Genomic DNA, 21156 nt, shown 5'->3' with positions numbered 1-21156 from the left:
ACCAGGAACACATGATGTGTTCCCGGTTCAGAGGCTCTTGCCCGTCGGACGTGAAGTCCGCCGTGCATCCTGAACCCGGCTTTCCGATTTCACTAAGCGGATACGCAGCCGCCCTATGCGCCCCCAGGGAGATACAAAAGAACCCGGCCGCCCGGAGCGTCCCCGGATACCGCCCACGGTTCCAAGCCCTAAGCAGCGGGCATAGGAAGCCCGAGGAAGAACGCTAAGTTGGTGCGACAGCTCCCGGTTCAGAGGCTCATGCCCACCGGACGTGAAGTCCGCGGGTCATCCTGAACCCGGCTTTTTCGATTCCACTTAACGGATACCAGCGATAGCTCTATGTACCCCCGGAGACAAAAGAACTAGGAACCTTATTATCTTGCTTGACGATAGCCTTGACTATAGTATAAAATTGGAGTAGTATAATTTTATACTATAGTCAAGGGGGAGCATATTATGTCTCTGGCTCACGGGATTTTGGGATTTCTTACATATGGGGAAATGAGCGGGTACGATTTGACAAAGGCGTTTGGGTCCTCACTGGATTTCTTTTGGCACGCGCAAAACAGCCATATCTATCTGGAACTGAAGAAACTGGAACATGGCGGATATATTGAAGGCACTGTCGTTGAACAGCAGGAAAAACCCAACAAGAGGGTTTACCGCCTCACAGATGCGGGGCGGAAGGAATTTTTCCGCTGGCTGGGCGAGAAGGACAGCGGTTTTTCGCGGGAGTTCAAAAGCTCTTTTTTGATGAAGATATTCTTTTCGGGTAATGTGCCGCCCGCTCAGAGCATAGCTATGCTGCAGGGATTTATAGCGGGCTGTGAGGATTATCTTAAGGAGCTGTCCCAAACGCCGGAGAGTATCCGGCAGTACGGGCAGTCCGTGGATTCATACCAAGCCCTGTATTGGGAGATGACCGCTGATTTCGGTAACAGCTTTATGGAGTTTTGCATTGGCTGGGCCAAGCGCTGCATTGCAAGATTAGAGGTGCTCATATGAAGATTTTAGTGTTCAATGGCAGTCCTAAGGGAGAGCGCAGTAATACTTTGCAGCTGACGAAAGCGTTCTGCGCGGGAATCGCCCAGGCGGAGCAGACGCAGGTGGAGATTGTGCCGGTCTATCAAAGGGAGATAAAGGATTGTCGGGGATGTTTCCGGTGTTGGAGCTCCACACCCGGGGAATGCTGCCAGCAGGACGACATGGAAGAGCTCATCGGTAAGATTCTGGAGGCAGATCTTGTCATCTGGAGCTTTCCACTTTATTATTTCAGCCTGCCATCCAGGCTCAAGGCACTGATGGACCGTTTGCTGCCTATGAACCTGCCGTTCATGACCCGGAATGCGGATGGCGGCGGCCATCCCAGCCGGTATGATATCTCCGGCAAGCGGTATGCCGTCATTTCTACCTGCGGTTTTTATACGCCTCAGGGCAATTATGATGCCGTGAAGGCCCAGTTTGACCGGATCTATGGCAAGGGAGGCTACACGGCGCTCTACTGCGGCGAGGGTGAATTGTTCCGTGTTCCTGAGCTTCAAAAGCGTACCCGGGAATATCTGGACATCGTGTGCCGGGCAGGTCGGGAATTCCATGCAGGGGCGGTCACGGCAAGGACGCGGGAACTTCTGTCGCAGCTGCTGGTGCCGCGGGACGTGTTTGAGGAGATGGCGGACGCGGATTGGGGCATACAGGCGGCGCGCAGCGCCGGCAAGACAGGGGATGTGACACCCGATGTCTCTTTGAATTTTACCCGCCAGATGGCGGCGCTTTACAAGAAAGAAGCCTGGGGAGGCAAGGACCGGGTGGTAGAATTTTACTATACCGACGCCGATAAGACCTACCAGATCTTACTGCAAAAAGAGGGACACCAGGTGCTGACTGAGAATTTTCTCCCCTATACCACCAGGATCGTAACACCGCTCGCCCTTTGGCAAAAAATCGCCGCGGAGGAGATCAACGGCCGTAAGGCCATGATGGAACACCAATACACTGTGCAGGGCGATTTTGAGCTGATGCTCCACTGGGACGAAATCTTCGGCGTGGGCAGTACGCAGGTGCAACCGTCCCTGCCTGCGAAAAAGACAAATATGTCTCTGATGCTGGCACCCTGGATCACGATTTGGGTGCTGCTCGCCATCCATCCCGTATGGGGCGGCGTGGCAGGGATCTTGGCCGTGGCAGCCCTGCCGCTGGCCCTGTTGAAGTGGAAGCCCACCGTATTCGAGGGCATCACCGCGCTGGCAGTGACAGGCATCAGCCTGCCGGCCCTGTACGGCATCCCCATCACGCTGCTGCTGCCGCTTTCTTATCTGTTATTCGGCCTCATGTGGCTGGGGACAGTCTTTTGCAGGCTGCCCCTGTCCGCCTACTATTCCATCAACAGCTACCGGGGGGAGCAGGAGTGGGAAAATCCCCTGTTCCTGCGTACAAACCGCATCCTCACGGCCTGCTGGGGCGCGTTATATCTGGTCACCCCTGCGTGGACCTACTTCCTGCTGCTGACTCCCTTCGCCCCCTGGGCCGGGGCGGTCAACTCGGCGCTCCCGATGCTGCTGGGAATGTTTACCGCCTGGTATCAAAAATGGTATCCCGCCCATTACGCCTCCCGCGGCGCTAAGAGCGGGGAAAAGAGAGACAATTAAGATATAATTCCGGCACAGGCAAATACCCTGTGCCGGGACGGATGCCGTACATGAAAGAGACATTAGCGAAAAACGGTAACTTATAAGGAGAAAAAAATCATGAAAAAAGTAATTAAAATCCTGTCATGTATACTGACGCTGAACCTATTGGCAGGCTGCGGCAAGTTGATAGGGGAAGAGACCACCATTTTTAATTCCATGCAGGTAGATCAGAAAGACGATACCATTGTCTCCGAAGGGGAAGTCAAGATCCATGAGACAACGGGCACATTGATAACGGTAGAAGTAAGCGAAAATACAACCGGATTATTCCATATTTCCTATACCAAGGATAAGGGCGCCCTGAAAATCACACAGGGAGACAAAGACATAGTAACCTTAGAAAAAGAGGAGGCAAAAGACATAACCTCCGATGAATACAAAGTCAGCCTAACAAAAGGAAGAAATGATTTTGACATATCCGGAGAAGACAGCACCTGTAAATACAGCGCCGAATTAAAGATAGACGATAGTTCAAAAATCGTAAGCTTTGGCGGCGGTTCCCTGAAATGACTATTCTAAAGCCACAAGGTCCTCCCTTTCATAACGATTATGACCCGGCAATTGTTTTTTATATTTCCAGCAGCGGATAGCCTGTTCCAAAGAGCTTCCTTTGTTGTCAGCAAAAAAATCCCGAATATAGGTATTATACTCGAACTGCCTATCAATTTTCGCCGCCCCCGTCTTCTTCTCCTCAAGAATTTGATAATAAGCGTCAATCGCTTCTTTATAAGTTTTTCCCGTATTGCTTTTTAACCATTTTTGGAAACCGACATGGAAAGAAAAGCTTTTTCCGATATGCTCCTTAAAAAATAATCTATGCCTTTCAGAACAAACAAAATCCGCTTCAATCCTACTATCTTCGGTAATCTCCAATAAGGAAGTTACCCTCTTCTTTTTCCCCGAAACAGGCAATACACCGCCTGTATCAAGAAAATGAGCGATCCTCTCCGCAATCTCCATTTTCCCGCCCGAAACAGGCAGCCCATACTTTCTACAAAACTCAACCATTTCTTCTTTCAAATAATAAAAATCCAAAAATGTACTACTATCCAAATTTCGATCCAAACCAGGTCTTTCCCTCATAAATGATCCTCTTTCCAATTCTGATTAACAAGTAACCCCGCCTGAATTAAAGCAGGGAGGCTGACGGCGGAGGGCGGGGGTAGGGAAGGAAGGCCCCGCAGGTTTGGCCTTCCTTCCCTACCTCCGCCCTCCGCCGTCAGCCTCCCGGGGCCCCTAAAAATTCACCGAAACTGATTCACAGCAGGATCATATTCATAGTCGATTTCGTAGAGTTTGTAGATCAAATCCGGTTTGCTAATCTGCAGTGCTTTGCACATGCTGGACAGGTCCGGGTAGAAATCTCTTAACTGGGTATTGATAAAGCTCAGTAATATAACGGGGTCCTTGGGCAGTGTATCAGGCAGCATGAATATAAAATCTCCTTATTCTGAATGTGAAGCGTAGGCGGTGAGCTCATCGCCCATGGTGTCGATCACGATGGTATCTCCGGCCCGCACCTGATCGGATAGAATCAACCTGGCGGCCAGGGTTTCCACGTGCTTTTGCACGAACCGCTTCAACGGCCGGGCTCCATAGACCGGATCATAACCGTGATCCGTGACGTACAGCTTAGCCGAATCGGTCAGGAAGATCGTGAGTTCGCGGTCCGATAAGCGGCGGTTTAAGTCATCCACCAGCAGATCGATGATACTACGGATGTTTTCTTTCGTCAATGGCTTGAACATGATAATTTCATCCAGCCGGTTCAGGAATTCAGGACGGAAATGAGCGCGAAGGTCATTCATGACCAGCTCTTCGTTTTCGGACTGGATATTTCCTTCCTCGTCGATCCCTTCCAGAAGATAGGAAGATCCGATATTGGATGTCATGATCAGAATGGTGTTTTTAAAGTCCACCGTACGTCCCTGGGAATCGGTGATCCGGCCGTCGTCCAGCACCTGCAGCAGAACGTTGAACACGTCCGGGTGGGCTTTCTCGATCTCATCGAACAGGACGACCGAATAGGGTTTGCGGCGCACGGCTTCCGTCAGCTGGCCGCCTTCCTCATAACCGACATATCCGGGAGGCGCTCCGATCAGACGGGAGACGGAATATTTCTCCATGTATTCGCTCATGTCGATCCGCACCATGTTTTGCTCGTCATCGAACAGACTGGACGCCAGAGCCTTTGCCAGCTCTGTTTTACCGACGCCGGTGGGCCCTAAGAACAGGAAAGAGCCAATAGGCTTGGTGGGATCTTTGATCCCGGCTTTGGAACGGATAATGGCTTCGGTTACCTTCGTCACGCCCTCGTCCTGGCCGATCACCCGCTTGTGTAATTCTTCATCCAGATGCAGAGTTTTGCTTCGCTCGCTTTCCGTCAACTTTGCCACAGGGATTCCGGTCCAGCGGGAGATGATTTTGGCGATTTCCTCATCCGTCACGCTTTCGTGAACCAGGGTTAAGTCTTTTTCTTTCACCCGCTGTTCCTCAAGCTCCAGCTGTTGTTTGAGCTGGGGCAGTTTGCCGTATTGTAATTCAGCCGCCTTTTCCAGATCGTAATTCCGCTGGGCCAGCTGAATCTGTTTGTTTAATTCCTCGATTTCCTCTCTTAATTTGGACAGGTTATCCACGGATTTTTTCTCATTATCCCACTGGGCTTTTTTACCCTGGAATTCTTCCCGCAGATCCGCCAGTTCTTTTTGCAGAGCCTCCAGCCGGTCCTGGCTCAACCGGTCTGTTTCCTTCTTAAGCGCAGCTTCCTCGATCTCCAGCTGCATGACCTTACGCTGTAATTCATCCAGCTCCGTAGGCATGGAGTCCAGCTCGGTTTTAATCAGGGCGCAGGCCTCGTCCACCAGATCGATGGCCTTATCCGGCAGGAAACGGTCGGAAATGTAGCGGTGGGAGAGGGTGGCAGCCGATACCAGGGCGGCATCCGAGATCTTTACCCCGTGGAATACTTCGTAGCGTTCTTTTAAGCCACGCAGAATGGAAATAGTATCCTCCACCGTGGGTTCATCCACAGTTACCGGCTGGAACCTCCGCTCCAGAGCGGCGTCTTTTTCAATGTATTTACGGTATTCGTCTAACGTGGTGGCGCCGATACAGTGCAGCTCGCCTCTGGCCAGCATGGGCTTTAACATATTACCGGCGTCCATGGAGCCTTCGGTCTTGCCGGCGCCCACGATCGTGTGCAGCTCATCGATAAACAGGATGATCTGCCCCTCGCTTTTTTTCACTTCTTCCAGCACGGCTTTCAGACGTTCCTCGAACTCGCCGCGGTACTTGGCTCCGGCTACCAGGGCGCCCATATCCAGGGCGAATAATTTTTTGTCTTTTAATCCTTCGGGGACATCGCCCCTTACGATTCTCTGGGCCAGCCCTTCCACGACGGCGGTTTTCCCGACGCCGGGCTCACCGATCAGCACGGGGTTATTCTTGGTTTTACGGGAGAGGATGCGGACCACGTTCCGAATCTCCGCGTCACGGCCGATCACAGGATCTAGCTGCTGATCCCTGGCCCGTTCCACCAGATCATATCCATATTTATTCAGCGTGTCATAGGTGGCCTCCGGATTGTCCGTAGTCACTCTTTGATTTCCGCGGACAGTGGACAGAGCCTGCAGAAAACGGTCCCTGGTGATCCCGAACTCTTTGAAAATAGCTTTGATTTCCTGATTGGGCTGACGGATCAGAGCCAGGAACAGGTGCTCCACGGACACATATTCATCGCCCATCTGTTTCGCCTCTTCTTCGGCCGACAGAAGCGCTTTATTCAGATTCTGCCCCACGTATACATTCCCGCCGGATACTTTGACCCGTTTCTGAAGGCCCTGCTCCACCCGGTTTACGAAGTATTGCGGCTGAATCTCCATTTTTTCGATCAGCTTCAGAATCAGACTGTCCTCCTGGGTGAGCAGAGAGTACAGCAGATGTTCCTGTTCTATTTCCTGATTTCCATATTCATAGGCCAGCTTTTCACAGTCATTGACGGCTTGAATCGATTTTTGCGTAAATTTACTAATGTTCATATGATTTCCTCCTTATAGTCATTATATCTGAAAAATGTCAATTTACTCTTTGAATGTCTGTTCTATAATAGATATAACAGAAACGGTGGAAAAATGCAAGGGTTTTTTCAAAAATTTATACATCCGTCATTTCTATGGGTATACCGGCGGCAGGGATCATGACTTTAATATCCGGCCATTCCCTTGCCATCCGTTTTACAAATTCACCGGTATCTATGGAACTGGAAATAGGAGGAAACGCGTCGTCAAAATGATCCAGCAGCACATTCTTTGGACTGAGGGTTTCGATCACAGGCAGGGCGGCCTCCACAAGACGGCTGCTCCCCTGAAACGGAAGCACCAGAAGATCTGCGCCCCGCGGATAGTCCACACCATCGCATAGAGCCAGACTGCCCATTAATAATATCATTTTTCCTTCCGCCTCAATCTGATACATTACCGTCTCGCCGTTTTCCGGGAACCGGTGATTCATTTTTGCCAAATACAGGCTGTTTTGCAGCCGCAGATAGGTCCGGGGACGAAACAGCACCTCCAGAACCAGCCGCCGGTCAAATCTAATATGCTTTCCGGGCAATACCGTGATCTGAATACCGCCGATGTTAATCCGGTCACCCGGGGCAATCCGCACAACCTGTCCGCGCCTGCCGCTGAACCGTTTCAAAGTAACCGCCGCCTGATTCGTGCAATAGACGGCCGCTTTGGAGCGCTTCTGAATCGCAGGGACTGAGAGCAGGTGGTCCACATGCCCATGGGTGATCAAGATATGCTTTTCCTGTATAAACGTATCCGGCGGGAAGATATGTTCCCCACCGGGCAGCTGAACAAAAGGATCAAATAATATCCGTTCTCCTTCGGCCTCCAGCAAAATGGAAGCCGTACCATACCAGGTTATCTTCATAAGACAGCGTTCCTTTCCATGCCCATACCACTGTTGCCTGACGTTCTTAGAACACTGTAATCCCGACGGTGTTCTCTTGTCAAGATAGGGAAGGTTTCCTGCATTTCTACCGGAACAGATCCAGAAACTTCTGCCAAATCGTCTTCGGCGCGGTATCCCCCGTTTCCGGGGCGCTTTTCTCAGGAATTTTGACCGGGGGCGTGGAGATGATAAACTGGACCTGTTCGATATGCCGGTTGCGGCTGTCGACAAAGGATACCGGATGGAAGCCGGACTTGTCGTATTCCTCCATGAGCTTGTCGATCTCGCTTTGCAGACGGTCGGGCAGGTCCTTCGTATTCATATGAAGTTCTTTGGTTCCGGATTTTAATTGGCTGCCGCCTTTGTTCAGTTCCGTTGTGCCCTCGGACAGCTGTCCGATACCCTGGTTCAGGATATCGTATGCGTCGGAGAGATCCGATACGCCATTTACATAGGAAGTGAGACCGGAATGGAACGATGAATAATTGGAGGACAGATCCGTAAGCCCCTGGGTCAACTGGGACAATGCGGAGGAGACATCGTTATCCTCCAGCGACTGTCCGATTCCGTCGGCCATGGTACTTAAGGAAGAACGGATCGCATCAAGGGGCGTGATCAGTGAAGAGAGAGTCGTATCGACCGCGCTGAACGCTTCTTTGACGGCGTCAAAAGTTCCCTTGGCGGTCATGGCCGATGTATAGGTGTTGACCAGTTTTTGAAGAATCGGAGCCAGCGGGGCAAGCTCCGGCGGCAGCTGATTGCCGGTGTCGGGGTCCGGGGCCAGCATGGCCTGCAGGAATGCCAGCTCTTGCGGACTTAGCTGGTTATCATCCAGGGCGTCTAAGGCCGGCGCCAGGGCGTCGTAGGCCAGCTTATAATTATCCCGAAGCTGCGTAAGGCCTCCCACCGCCTGATTCAGACCTGCGGACATCTCCCGCAGCGCGCCGGGCAGCTGGTTCAGACTGCTCATATCCAGACTTGCGGTCTGCTCTTTCAGCGAGGAGGTTATCGTATCCAGAGCGTCCAGAATGGAGGAGGAAGCGGCTTGCAGGGTATCTGAATTTTGATCCAGCTTATGCAGGCCGTCCTGGAATTTCGACGAACCGGATGCCAGATCCCGGGTGCCGTCCAGCAGAGTGCGGATGCCTCCGGACAGATCCGACACCCCCTGATTCAGGCGGCCGATGGCAGAGGACAGCTCGCTCATGTCTCCGGTCATTTCCGAAGTGTCCGGCAGTTCGATCGCCATGGAGAATGGGATGGCGGCGATCATAATACCGTCCATGGCAAAGTCATTCACGTCGGCTTCCAGGGAAAAATCTCCTTCTTTTCCCGGAAGAGCGGTAAAAACGATCTGTTTGTTGGAGCCGGCATTTGCTATGGAAGCGTCCGGGGCGCTTATATTCCGGCTCAATTGACCGTCCAGGGTGACCGTAATCTGCATCATATAATTCTCAAAGAAGGACGCATCTATACCAGGAGTCTGCGCCGTATGAATCTGTAAGGAGAGGCGCCCCGAAGCGCCGGCCAGCCGGTCTGCGGTGACGGCTACGCCATCCAGCCGGTAACTGATCGTATAGGTCCAGGGAAGCCGGTTTGTGTCCAGGTTTCCCTGGTAATAGAAAGCACCGCCGGGCACGGTCAGTATATTTTCCCCGTTTTCGGAACGGATACCGGATTCATCCGTCAGGTTCGAGACTAAGGAGTAAGCACCATAATCCGTGACGAGGCCTTCCTCCTTGGTGTAGATCGTATTCACCACGTAGACGGACTGCACGGTTCCGTCTGATGAGAGCTTACTGTAGACGACCTCGTCCTTAGTAAAATCGTCCAGAGCGGGACGTACAGCGCTGTCTGTCCCGGAAGCGGGAGCGGTATTTTCGCTGGCCTGTACCGGAAGCGCCAGGGCCAGAAAGCAGGAGAGCGGCAGCACGGCGGCCAGCAATAGACAGAGAATTCGTTTTTTCATAGACTTACCTCCAGTGGCGTATTTGCGCAGGCCGCGTCACTTCCTGTAAAACCGGGAACGGACCGTGGTAATCCGCAGCAACGGATCAAACGCCAGCAGTAACGCCGGCAGGAAGAACAGGACCAGCAGCATGGATAATATCGTCCCGCGACCCAGCAAAAGCCCGAGCTGGGAGATGATCTGGTTCGAGGACGTCAGATACAGGCAGAAACCGGCGGATGACAGGATAGAGGCGGAAACCAATATGGATAAATAATTGTCCGTCAGGGTCTTACAGAGGGCTTCCTTCGCGGGCAGGCCCCTGCGGCTCTCTTTGTACCTGTCCGACAGGAGGATGGCATAGTCCACCGTGGCCCCAAGCTGAACGGTGTTGATCACCAGAAATCCCAGATAATTCAGGGTAGAATCCTGAAAATAGGGCACCGCCAGATTGATCCAGATCGCCGTTTCTATGGTTAAAAGCAGCAGAAGCGGAAACGTCAGGGACCGGAAGGTTAAAAGAAGCACCAGCGCAATGGAGATCAGGGCGATCAGATTCACCGTGCGGTTGTCGGCGGTCACGGTTGTTTTCATATCGTAGAGGTTGACGCTCTGTCCGCAGGAATAGACTCCTTCCGGATATAGGGAATGTGCAGCGGCCATGACCTGCTCTACCGTATCAAAGGCCACGGTCCCCTCCTCTTCCGTATCCGTATATAAAATGATCCGGGCATAGTGTTCGGAATAAAACTGGTCGGTGACCGATGGATCCAGATAATCATGGGGGATCGCGGCGTCGGCCATGGTCGTATAAGAGACGACGCCGGTCACATGATCCAGCTTTTTAAGTGTTAGGCCCAGCGCTTTTTCGGCGGCCACGTCTCCCTTAGGCACCAGAAGGACGATGGCGGTGGATTTTCCAAAGGTATCATTTATGGCGTCCGCGTCTTTCATCAGGCGGCTTTGCGGAGAATTATCGCCCATGCCATAGGTAAAAGCGGTGCGTGACTGAGCCAGATAACCGGGAACGATCAGCAGCAGCATCAGAGCCAGCACCGGGATTCTCATACGCAGCACCAGTTTTCCGATCCCCGGAAAGACCGGCAGCAGCCGGCGGTGCCTGGTCTTATCAATCCACTTGTAAAAGCACAAGGTGACGGCCGGCAGAAAGATCATAACGGACAAGAAACTAAGCAGGATACCTTTTACCAGGTTCAGACTTAAGTCCGGGCCGATCTGAAAATTCATAAAACTCAATGCCACGAAACCGAACAAGGTAGTCGCAGCGGAGGCGGCTATGGCCGGAAAGGCCTTTTTCATGGCCATCTGCATGGCTTCCTGCGGATCTTTGGTATCCTGGCGGCACTCGGAAAATTGGTGCAGCAAAAAAATAGCATAATCCAGGGAGACCGCCAGCTGCAGAATCGGACTGACCGCCTGGGTAATGAATGAGATTTCTCCCAGGAACAGATTCGTTCCCAGATTGATCAGCACCGCCACACCGATGGCCAGCAAAAAGAAGAGAGGTTCCATCCAGGAGGAAGTGAATAAAAGCAGGATAAGGACGATGAGGGGAACCAGGATCAGCATGGCCCGGAGAGTCTCCGTCTGGGCCATCTGCTGCGCGGAGGCGATGGAAACCGCCTCGCCGGAAAGCGCGCCGTCATCTCCCACCAGGCGGTATAGCGCTTCCACGGTTTCGGCCTCGTCACCCTGCCGGACTGTGGCGTCAAAAAGCGCCTTCCCATCCTTATAATAGGTTTCCACCGTCCCGGAATCCAGCATCTGAAGGGGCTGCTTCAGATCCACGGCGCTGTCCAGCCAGAGGACCTCCGAGATCCCATCCATGGCCTTCAGCTGCTGTTTAAAGGCCAGCGCCTGGGGGACCGATGACACGGGTACCATAATGCGGATGTTGGGGACGGAGCCGCCGAATTCTTCTTCCATGATCTGAAGGGCTTTTGTGGACTGCGCGTCTTCCGGGAGATAATCGGCCATATTGTAATTAATCTGAACCAGCGGGAACAGCAGGCCACATATAACTGCGGCGGCAAGGAATAGTACGGTCACGCTTTTTTTATGTTTTAATAAGTGTTTTGATAAAATTCCCAAAAAACCACCTCTGTTTTCATACGCCGTGTTGACTTTCTTTCATATATCTATAATAATATACATGGTGATATTAATTCAACAATCAGAAAAGTCTGAACTGTAACATGCCAAACAAAGATTTGAAATATGTATATTACTAAACAGAATCTGGAAAATTGACGGGGAATGAAGGAAGGCGCCAGTGCCGGAAGATGCACGCCTGGAGGGTAAAATGGAAATAAAAAAACAAGACAAACGGGTCCGCTATACGAAACTGTTTTTAAAAGAGGCGCTGATTACTCTGATGCAGGACAAACCCGTATCCCAAATCAAGGTCACGGAAATCTGCCAGGCCGCAGAAATAAACCGGGCCACCTTTTACAGTTATTACACCGACCCGATGGACCTGCTGGCCACGGTGGAGCAGGAAGTGATCGACAATATCAATATGTATCTGCAGAGCTTTGACTACCAGGAGAACCCCTCCGATATGCTGGTCATGCTGACCAAGATCCTGGAATACATCGAGCAGAATGAGAAGCTGTGCCTGATTCTGTTGGGAGGAAATGGAAATCCGGACTTCCAGCGCAGAATCACCATGATTATCCGGGAAGGGTTTGTAAAGGATTACCAGACAAAAAAGGCCATGGACCCGTCGGTTGCGGAATACGTATATACCTACATCGCATCGGGGAGTTTTAGCTTGATTCTGAAATGGCTGGAGGAAGAGCGGCGGATTCCGCTGCCGCAGATGGCGGAGATGGTCGTTCGTCTGTCTAACGGGGCCGGACTTTAGACAAAGGAAAGCCATGCTAAGGTCATGCAGAATCAGGCCGCATTGGCCCTTGAAGAAGAACATAAAATGCGATATAATAAAACAATGACTGGAAAAGGAGAAATGTACAGGTATGAGTGAACAGGAGATAAAGAAAGTCCGAAGGCTGATAACCGGAATCTTGATTGGACTTACAGCGGTTGTGCTGGCGTATTTCGGGTATTCCATTTTTTCAAAGAATACTAATATGACGGCGTTTCAGGTGATTATGGGCGTTTGGCTGGTATGTTATGTTTTGCTGCTGGACGTTTTGGAACCGTATCTGCTTAAGGAGTTTGAAAATTTGACTCCGGAACGGAAAACCGGATATATGAAATACTTGGGAACGGATATTATTGGAATCGGCGGTCTGGTACTGTTTGTATTTATGCTGGGCAATCCGGACGGGAACAGTACGGTCGGCCTGGTGGGAGCGATTGTCTATGCTTTTAGCATGAGACCGAGGCAGAAATTCCGGAAGGAGTTTTTGGGAATCGTGGATGAGGTTGTGCAGGAAGAGGAGGAAGATCATTCCCCGCTGCCCACAGCGGCGGACGCGGCGGCCAGAAATGCGCGGCTTACAGACAATGAAGCAGAGGACACAGAGGTGCCGGAGGAGACGCAGAAGGATGAAGCGGAGGAAGCTGAATCGGAAACGGTGGGACAGGCTTCGGATCAAGAGGGTCAGGAAGAACGTGAATAAAAGGAATCATAACCAGCGGGCGGGTTTGTATACGCCCGCTGTTTCTCATCCTGAGATAAGGAAAGAACAGGTTTTTCGCAGGATGGAGTGCGAAAAAGGCAGTGATGTTTATCGGAACCTGGAGAAGGAGTTCGAAGAGCTTCTTCCGGTACTCTACGGCCTGGCGGAACCCACGGCGGTGTACCGCAGAGGGAAGATCCCGGAGGGCTCCGCGGCGGTTCAGACATTGGGGGCAGCCGCGGATGTGATATATGTGCTGGCCGGTACCGGAGAACGCGTCAGCGAGGAGGCTGACCGTCTTTTCGCATCGGGGGACTGCGTAAAGGGACTTTTGCTCCACGCCATGGCGGACGAATACCTGTTCCGGCTGGATGAGCAGATGCAGGACGAAATCCTGGAATACTGCCGGGAAGAAGGCATCGGGATCGGGGAGCGGCTGGAGGCGCCGGTCTGCCTGCCCGCCGAGTTCCAGAAGGAGTTATTGGAAGCGGTCAGATGTAGGGAGACGGAAAAAATCCGGCTTACAAAAGGCTATATGTTCGAGCCGGTCAAAACCATGGGATATCTGCTGAAAGTCAGTCCTGACCAAAGCCGGATGAGAATAAGACACGACTGTAATACTTGTGAGGCGGTGAATTGCAGAATGAAAGATAAATGTATCATGAACTGCGCTGCCTGCCGGAGAACGGATTGCCGGATGCGGGGGCAGTGGAAGCAGGAAGAGGATTTTGATATCGTTCAGGAATATGAGAGAAGAGAGCAGGGCGGCCGGGCGGCAAGCGGGGAAGCCTGCGTGATAGCGGCCGATATCGGGACAACAACGCTGGTTCTCCAGCTGGTGGGCGCGGTCAGCCATGAGATATTGGGCAGCTATAGCAGTATCAACCATCAAAGGCGTTTTGGCGCGGATGTGGTATCCCGAATCCAGGCATCCGTATCGGGACAGGGGAAAGCGCTGGCAGAATCCATCCGGGAAGATTTAAGACAGGGAATACAAAAACTGATGGAAGACCAAGGGGTAACGGCCGGCCGGATCAGCAAAATAGGGATAGCCGGGAATACGACTATGCTGCATCTGCTGATGGAATATCCCTGCCGCACGCTGGGGACGTCGCCTTTTAGACCCTATCATAATGAACTGCAGGTAATAAAGTGCCGGGATCTGTTCCGCACTACGTCTGAATCCTCCAATCAGGACGGGAAGTTCCCGCCGGCGGACTGTCCGGTCATACTTCTGCCCGGCATATCCGCATTTGTCGGAGCGGATATAACCGCCGGCCTATATGCCTGCGGAATCCACGAGGCAAAAAAACCGGTGCTGTTCCTGGATTTGGGAACAAACGGGGAGATGGCCATCGGCACCGGCGAGCGCCTTTTCGTCACCTCCACGGCAGCCGGACCGGCATTCGAAGGGGGAAATATCACATGCGGCACCGGCAGCGTGCCTGGCGCTGTCTGCCGGGTAACGATCGGCCCGGACCGCAAAGCCATCATAAAGACAATCGGAGACCGGCCGCCCATAGGAATCTGCGGCACCGGCCTGATCGAAGGGATCGCGGAACTATACAGGACCGGGCTGATCGACGAAACCGGCCTGTTGGCGCCGGAATACTTTGAAACCGGCTATCCCCTGACGCAGGAGGAGCAGGAAGGGCAGCCCCCCTCCCTCGTCATCACTCAAAATGACATCCGGGAAATCCAGATGGCAAAAGCAGCCATCCGCGCAGGCTTAGAGACGCTGACCGCCGTTTGCACAATCCCTGTTGAAGAGATTGACGCCATGTATGTAGCGGGAGGATTCGGCTACCGCTTGGATCTTGGCAAGGCGGCGGCCATCGGCTTAATCCCACCTCAGCTGGTATCCAGGGCAAAAGCAGTAGGGAACAGTTCCTTAAGCGGAGTGACCAAATACATGCTGGAAGCAGGCAGCATCCCCAGCCACATTGCAAAACAGGCCAGGGAAGTCCAATTGGCCGACAGTGAAACGTTCCGGCAGCTTTATTTAACCTATATGTATTTTCCGGGAAAAAACAGCCGGGAATCGGATCAGTAAACGGGACCGGGAACCAGGCCGGGAGCCCGGCCGCTGCGTTTCAGGCCGTTACGCCGGGGGCATATGTTTTTTCCTGGGGTCATATATTGATAAAGAATAAGATCCGTAAAGGAATTCGTTCGATGTGGAAGCAGCGGCTGCAGATATTTGTATTTTTAGACCTAATGGTCCTGGTGACGGTGGTGGGAATCCGGATGCACGTGCTTGAGAAGGCGGAGCAGGAGAGAACCGTTATGGAGACCAGCCAGACCATCCTGGCATCCGACATGAAGCCGAAGATCGCGCTGACGTTTGACGACGGTCCCCATCCGGTGTTTACGCCTGAACTGCTGGATGGGTTGAAAGAGAGAAATGTTCAGGCTACTTTTTTTGTAATTGGAAAAAACGTTGAGGGAAACGAAGAGATTATTAAAAGAATGTCGGATGACGGCCACCTGATCGGGAACCACACGTTTGACCATGTGGAGATTACCAAGCTGTCCCGGGAGGAGGCCAGCGACGAAATCGAGAGAACCAGCGAGCTGGTGGAAGAGATTACCGGTTCGCCCACGGAATATGTCCGTCCGCCCTTCGGATTATGGAAGGATGATCTGGAGTGCGGAATCCAGATGATACCGGTTATGTGGACGGTGGACCCGTTAGACTGGACCACGGGAAACTCTACGAACGTGGTAAATAAAGTAGTGACGAAAGTCAAAGAAAATGATATTATTTTATTGCATGACTATTACGAAAGCTCCGTACAGGCGGCTCTAAGGATCGTGGATATCCTGCAAAAAGAGGGATACGAGTTCGTAACGGTCGATGAATTGATACTGGAATGAGGAAAAGGAACAGGTATGATAGATGAATTCAGCAGAACGCGGATGCTTCTCGGAGAGGTCGGCGTAGACAAACTTAAGAACAGCAAGGTCCTGGTATTCGGAGTCGGCGGCGTGGGATCGCACTGTATCGAGGCGCTGGCCAGGAGCGGTGTGGGAACCCTGATCCTGGTGGACCACGATACCGTCTCCCTGACCAATATCAACCGGCAGGTGGTGGCTCTGCACAGCACCATCGGCAGGCAGAAGACGGAAGTGATGAGAGAAAGGATACTGGATATCCATCCAGGAGCGCAGGTACAGGCTCTGAATACGTTTGTGCTGGAAGAAAACGCCGGAGATCTGATTACGGAGGATCTGGACTATGTGGTGGACGCGGTGGACACGGTAACGGCCAAGCTTGCCATCGCAGAACACTGTAACCGTACGGGAATTCCGCTGATCAGCAGCATGGGCACGGGGAATAAGCTTAACCCGTCCCGGTTCCGGATCGCGGATATCTATGAGACGGCGGTCTGCCCGCTGTGCCGGGTGATGCGGCGGGAGTTGAAAAAGAGAGGAATTCCAAAGCTGAAAGTCCTGTATTCGGATGAGCAGCCGGTCGATACAAAGGCTGTGCAGACGGATGAGGATGCAGGTGAGAAGAGAAGTATCCCCGGCAGCGTGGCCTTTGTGCCGCCGGTGGCCGGGATTCTGATCGCCAGGGAAGTGATTTTGGATCTCTGCGAATCTTAAGGAAAGTGGTATTGGATCTGCGGATCGCCGGAAAATAATGTAGGATCTTTGTGAAGAGTGATAAGAGAGGTAAAAATCATGGATCTGTTTGATTATATGAGGGAAAATCAGATGAAGGCGGAGTCGCCTCTGGCCTCCCGCTTAAGGCCCACGGTTCTGGAGGAAGTGGTCGGACAGCAGCACATCATAGGAAAGGACAAGCTGCTGTACCGGGCGATCAAGGCGGACAAGCTGGGCTCTGTTATCTTCTATGGGCCGCCCGGAACCGGTAAAACGACGCTGGCCAAGGTGATCGCCAATACAACCAGCGCGGAATTTACCCAGATCAACGCTACGGTGGCGGGGAAAAAGGACATGGAAGAGGTCGTCCGCCAGGCCAAGGATACGCTGGGCATGTACGGGAAGAAGACGATCCTGTTTGTGGACGAAATTCACCGTTTTAATAAAGGGCAGCAGGATTATCTGCTGCCGTTCGTGGAGGACGGCACGCTGATCCTGATCGGCGCCACCACGGAAAATCCTTATTTTGAGGTAAACAGCGCGTTGATTTCCAGGTCTATCATCTTTGAATTAAAGCCGTTATCCAAAGAGGATATCATGACACTGATCGACCGGGCGGTCTATGACCAGGAAAAGGGAATGGGCGCGTACCACGCGGTGATCGAGGATGACGCCAAAGAGTTTCTGGCCGATATCGCCGGCGGGGATGCGCGGGCCGCGTTAAACGCCATCGAGCTGGGTGTGCTGACGACGGAGCCCGGCAGTGACGGTAAGATACATATTACGCTGGATGTGGCCGGCGAATGTATCCAGAAGCGGGTCGTCCGGTATGATAAAACCGGAGACAACCACTATGACACGATCTCCGCGTTTATCAAAAGCATGCGGGGCTCGGACCCGGACGCGGCGGTCTATTATCTGGCGAAAATGCTGTATGCAGGGGAAGACATCAAATTTATCGCAAGACGGATCATGATCTGCGCCGCCGAGGATGTGGGCAACGCAGATCCCCAGGCGTTACAGGTGGCGGTGACGGCTTCCCTGGCCGTGGAGCGGATCGGAATGCCGGAGGCCCAGATTATTCTGGCGCAGGCCTGCGAATACGTAGCCACCGCGCCGAAGAGCAATACCGCCGTCATGTCCATCAGCAAGGCCATGGAAAATGTGCGGCAGGTGCACACCACGGTGCCGCCCCATCTGCAGGACGCCCATTATAAAGGGTCCGGCAAATTGGGAAGAGGGCTTACTTATCTCTATGCCCATGAATATCCGAAGCACTATGTAGAACAGCAGTATCTGCCGTCGGAAATCATAAATGAAACCTTTTATGTGCCTTCGGATAACGGATACGAGCGTCAAATAAAAGCTCATATGAAATGGATCAAAGGAGGAGCAGAAGATGACAACCAATGAGAAGGCGTTACAAATGCATGAAGCGTGGAACGGGAAGCTGGAGATCCGATCCAAGGCTCCGGTTACCAGCCGGGAGGATCTGGCGATTGCCTATACCCCGGGTGTGGCCGAGCCATGTAAGGTGATCGCCAAAGACCCGGAGGCCGCTTACCGCTATACGATAAAAGCCAATACGATTGCCGTCGTTTCCGACGGAAGCGCAGTTCTGGGACTGGGCAACATCGGGGCCAGAGCCGCGATGCCGGTCATGGAAGGAAAAGCGGTATTGTTTAAAGAGTTCGGCGGCGTGAATGCCGTTCCGATCTGTCTGGACACTCAGGATACGGAAGAAATCATCCGCACGGTAGTCAATATCGCGCCTGCTTTCGGCGGTATCAATCTGGAGGATATCTCCGCTCCCCGCTGCTTTGAGATCGAGGAGCGTCTAAAAGAGCTGTTAGATATTCCGGTATTTCATGACGACCAGCACGGAACCGCCATTGTAGTGCTGGCCGGCGTGATCAACGCGTTAAAGGTGACCGGGAAGAAAAAAGAGGAGTGCCGGGTGGTAGTAAACGGCGCGGGTTCCGCGGGAATCGCCATTGCCAAGCTGCTGTTAACCTATGGTTTTACGCAGATCACCATGTGTGACCGCTGTGGGATTATTGGAAAATCCACGCAGGGACTCAACTGGATGCAGCAGCAGATGGCGGAGGTTACGAATCTGGATGACAGGCAGGGGAACCTGGCCGACGCCATGAAGGGGGCGGACATCTTCGTGGGCGTCTCCGCTCCCGGCATCGTGACAAAGGAGATGGTGGCGTCTATGAACCGGGATTCCATTCTATTTGCCATGGCGAATCCGGTTCCGGAGATCATGCCGGACGAAGCCAGGGCCGCAGGGGCCCGGGTGGTGGGAACGGGCCGTTCCGATTTCCCGAACCAGGTGAATAACGTGGTGGCGTTTCCCGGTATTTTCAAAGGGGCGCTGGAGGGCAGGGCAGCCCAAATCACGGAAGAGATGAAGCTGGCGGCGGCAGCGGCCATAGCCGGGCTGGTACCTAAGGAGGAGCTGTCGGAGGAAAATATCATGCCGGAGGCTTTTGATCCCAGAGTGGCGGATGTGGTAAGCCGGGCGGTGAAGGATCATATCCGATGAATGGAAGAATGTGGGGATCCAAACCCTATTATTCGCTGGACTATTATTTAAAACAACAATTCGGCCATAAAGTATATAAACTGTGCCTGAACGGAGGCATGACCTGTCCGAACCGGGACGGGACCGTGGGGAGCGGGGGCTGTATCTTTTGCAGCGGAGGCGGATCGGGAGAATTCGCCGGCCGTCCGGAACAGACGATTCCGGAGCAGATGGAGTATGCCCGCAGCCTTCTGCAAAAGAAACCGGAGGGCATGACCTACATCGCTTATTTTCAGCCATTTACCAACACTTACGCCCCGGTGGAATATCTAAAGGAGATATTCACCGAAGCCATCCGTTATCCAGATGTGGAGGTTCTGTCGATCGCGACCAGGCCGGACTGTCTGGGCGATGACGTGATAGAGCTGTTGTGTGAGTTAAACCGTGTCAAGCCTGTCTGGGTAGAACTGGGGCTTCAGACCATCCATGAAGATACCGCGGAGTTTATCCGAAGAGGTTATCCGCTGTCCTGTTTCGACGAGGCGGTAAAGAAGCTTCAAAAAGCCGGGGTTGAAGTAATCACCCATGTGATCCTGGGGCTTCCGGGGGAAGATGGGGAAAGGATGCTTGAGACCGTGGAATATCTGAATCAGAAGGGGATTCAGGGGATCAAGCTGCAGTCCTTACATGTGCTGGAGCAGACAGATCTGGCGGCTTATTACCGGAAGGGAGGATTCCGGACGCTTGAGATGGAGGAATATGTGGGGATCGTGATCCGGTGTATCGAACATCTGAAGCCGGATATCGTGGTTCACCGGCTGACCGGCGACGGCCCAAGAGAACTTCTGATCGCTCCCCAATGGAGCGCTGCCAAAACCAGGGTGCTGAACACGATACATAAGAGGATGAGGGAAAACAAAAGTTTTCAGGGAAAATATTTTGCCGGAATCTGAGTAAAAGTTCCCGGACAAAAAGGGAAAGGGGAGAATATGACATGTCAGAATCATTTACACTTTATAAGCTGATCATTCTTTATATGTTAGATAAGGTGGATTTTCCGCTGACAAACGCGCAGCTGTCCGATTTTATTCTGGATCAGGGTTACACCACTTATTTTACGCTTCAGCAGGCCATCAATGAGCTGCTGGAGTCGGAGTTAATCGGGGCGGAGTCCGTGCGGAACAGTTCCTTTTATCAGATTACCCAGGAGGGGCGGGACACTCTGGAATTTTTTGGAAACCGGATATCGGAAACCATCCGCTCAGAGATTGATGACTTCCTAAAGGAGAAGAAATATGAGCTTCGCAATGAGGTATCGGTAATTGCGGATTATTATAAGACGACCCATCATGATTTTGAAGCTCACTGTATGATCCGGGACCGGACGCATCACCTGATTGAGTTAAGTCTTGCAGTTCCTACGGAGGAGCAGGCGGAGGCTGTGTGCAATCAATGGAAAGCCAAGAGCCAGGATATCTATGCGTATCTGATCTCTGAACTGATCGGGGAGTGAGGGACGATGCGGGCAGACGCAAGGCGTAAGGGCGGCTGCCGGGATAGGGGAGCAAGGAGCAAAAGCAACGGAGCGAAGTGCGGTTCTTCCTGGGGGCTTGAGTATGCCTGCTGCTTAGAAACGGAGACAGCCGCGGTATCCTTTCCTGCTCCCGGGGACCGGGTTCTTTTGTGTCTCCCTGGGAGCGCGGAGGGCTAGCGCTGGCCTCCGCTAAGTGGAATCGAAAAGCCGGGTTCAGGAACCGAGCCTATTCACCAGGAACACGTGATGTGTTCCCGGTTCAGAGGCTCTTGCCCGTCGGACGT

Annotated in this window: 18 protein-coding genes; 12 read left to right on the top strand and 6 right to left on the bottom strand. The window is 52.7% G+C overall.

The genetic code is table 11. The features are described 5' to 3' along the window. Positions 1-456: 456 nt before the first annotated feature. The 3 genes from KTH89_RS23795 (at position 457) to KTH89_RS23785 (ending at position 3197) form a co-directional block, all read left to right on the top strand. A complete protein-coding gene (locus KTH89_RS23795) occupies positions 457-1005 on the top strand; it encodes a PadR family transcriptional regulator (RefSeq protein WP_238723368.1) in 549 nt (182 codons plus the stop codon). Continuing rightward, a complete protein-coding gene (locus KTH89_RS23790) occupies positions 1002-2645 on the top strand; it encodes an NAD(P)H-dependent oxidoreductase (protein WP_238723367.1) in 1644 nt (547 codons plus the stop codon). Before KTH89_RS23795 ends, KTH89_RS23790 begins: the two co-directional genes overlap by 4 nt. A gap of 99 nt (positions 2646-2744) precedes the next feature. Further along, positions 2745-3197 (top strand): hypothetical protein, encoded by a 453-nt coding sequence (locus KTH89_RS23785; RefSeq protein WP_158347653.1) that lies wholly within the window; start codon positions 2745-2747, stop codon positions 3195-3197. Here the strand turns inward: KTH89_RS23785 and KTH89_RS23780 are convergent, their stop codons facing one another. From KTH89_RS23780 to KTH89_RS23755, 6 genes are all read right to left on the bottom strand, one after another. After that, on the bottom strand, positions 3198-3770 hold the full coding sequence (locus tag KTH89_RS23780) for a DUF6434 domain-containing protein (RefSeq protein WP_158347655.1): 573 nt from the start codon (positions 3768-3770) through the stop codon (positions 3198-3200). Between the two features lie 161 nt (positions 3771-3931). Then, on the bottom strand, positions 3932-4117 hold the full coding sequence (locus tag KTH89_RS23775; RefSeq protein ID WP_158346637.1) for a DUF4250 domain-containing protein: 186 nt from the start codon (positions 4115-4117) through the stop codon (positions 3932-3934). A 15-nt stretch (positions 4118-4132) separates the two neighbouring features. Then, complete coding sequence (clpB, locus tag KTH89_RS23770) at positions 4133-6724, bottom strand: ATP-dependent chaperone ClpB (protein ID WP_158346639.1); 2592 nt, start codon at positions 6722-6724, stop codon at positions 4133-4135. A 115-nt stretch (positions 6725-6839) separates the two neighbouring features. Continuing rightward, on the bottom strand, positions 6840-7622 hold the full coding sequence (locus tag KTH89_RS23765; protein ID WP_158346641.1) for an MBL fold metallo-hydrolase: 783 nt from the start codon (positions 7620-7622) through the stop codon (positions 6840-6842). Between the two features lie 106 nt (positions 7623-7728). After that, positions 7729-9612, bottom strand: coding sequence for a YhgE/Pip domain-containing protein (locus tag KTH89_RS23760; RefSeq protein WP_158346643.1), 1884 nt, complete (start codon positions 9610-9612; stop codon positions 7729-7731). Positions 9613-9648: 36 nt separating this feature from the next. Further along, positions 9649-11703: an efflux RND transporter permease subunit gene (locus KTH89_RS23755; protein WP_238723366.1), complete on the bottom strand. Its 2055-nt coding sequence runs from the start codon at positions 11701-11703 to the stop codon at positions 9649-9651. Between the two features lie 211 nt (positions 11704-11914). Between KTH89_RS23755 and KTH89_RS23750 the strand changes: the two genes are divergently transcribed. The 9 genes from KTH89_RS23750 to KTH89_RS23710 all read left to right on the top strand — a co-directional run bounded on the left by KTH89_RS23750 (position 11915) and on the right by KTH89_RS23710 (position 20851). Next, positions 11915-12478: a TetR/AcrR family transcriptional regulator gene (locus tag KTH89_RS23750; RefSeq protein ID WP_158346647.1), complete on the top strand. Its 564-nt coding sequence runs from the start codon at positions 11915-11917 to the stop codon at positions 12476-12478. Positions 12479-12590: 112 nt separating this feature from the next. Further along, positions 12591-13199 (top strand): hypothetical protein, encoded by a 609-nt coding sequence (locus KTH89_RS23745; protein WP_238723365.1) that lies wholly within the window; start codon positions 12591-12593, stop codon positions 13197-13199. Continuing rightward, positions 13126-15252 carry an ASKHA domain-containing protein gene (locus KTH89_RS23740; protein ID WP_238723364.1) on the top strand — a complete coding sequence of 709 codons (2127 nt, stop codon included), beginning with the start codon at positions 13126-13128 and terminating at the stop codon, positions 15250-15252. The genes KTH89_RS23745 and KTH89_RS23740 overlap by 74 nt, the downstream gene beginning before the upstream one ends. A gap of 164 nt (positions 15253-15416) precedes the next feature. Beyond that, the gene (locus KTH89_RS23735; protein ID WP_408639975.1) at positions 15417-16076 is read left to right on the top strand and encodes a polysaccharide deacetylase family protein; all 660 of its coding nucleotides are present in this window, start codon (positions 15417-15419) and stop codon (positions 16074-16076) included. 15 nt (positions 16077-16091) lie between these two features. Beyond that, positions 16092-16808: a tRNA threonylcarbamoyladenosine dehydratase gene (locus KTH89_RS23730; RefSeq protein WP_238723362.1), complete on the top strand. Its 717-nt coding sequence runs from the start codon at positions 16092-16094 to the stop codon at positions 16806-16808. Between the two features lie 78 nt (positions 16809-16886). Next, positions 16887-18221: a replication-associated recombination protein A gene (locus KTH89_RS23725; RefSeq protein WP_238723360.1), complete on the top strand. Its 1335-nt coding sequence runs from the start codon at positions 16887-16889 to the stop codon at positions 18219-18221. Next, positions 18208-19359: an NAD(P)-dependent malic enzyme gene (locus KTH89_RS23720; RefSeq protein ID WP_158346653.1), complete on the top strand. Its 1152-nt coding sequence runs from the start codon at positions 18208-18210 to the stop codon at positions 19357-19359. The genes KTH89_RS23725 and KTH89_RS23720 overlap by 14 nt, the downstream gene beginning before the upstream one ends. Next, the gene (locus tag KTH89_RS23715; protein WP_238723359.1) at positions 19356-20291 is read left to right on the top strand and encodes a TIGR01212 family radical SAM protein; all 936 of its coding nucleotides are present in this window, start codon (positions 19356-19358) and stop codon (positions 20289-20291) included. The genes KTH89_RS23720 and KTH89_RS23715 overlap by 4 nt, the downstream gene beginning before the upstream one ends. A 41-nt stretch (positions 20292-20332) precedes the next feature. Continuing rightward, entirely contained in the window at positions 20333-20851 is a 519-nt protein-coding gene (locus tag KTH89_RS23710) for a DUF4364 family protein (RefSeq protein ID WP_158346655.1), read from the top strand. Positions 20852-21156: the final 305 nt, after the last annotated feature.

The sequence above is a fragment of the Diplocloster agilis genome (assembly GCF_019042275.1).
Taxonomy (GTDB): Bacteria; Bacillota; Clostridia; order Lachnospirales; family Lachnospiraceae; genus Diplocloster; species Diplocloster agilis.
Note: the sequence above shows the minus strand (reverse complement) of the source record. Positions and strands in the feature narration are given on the sequence as shown.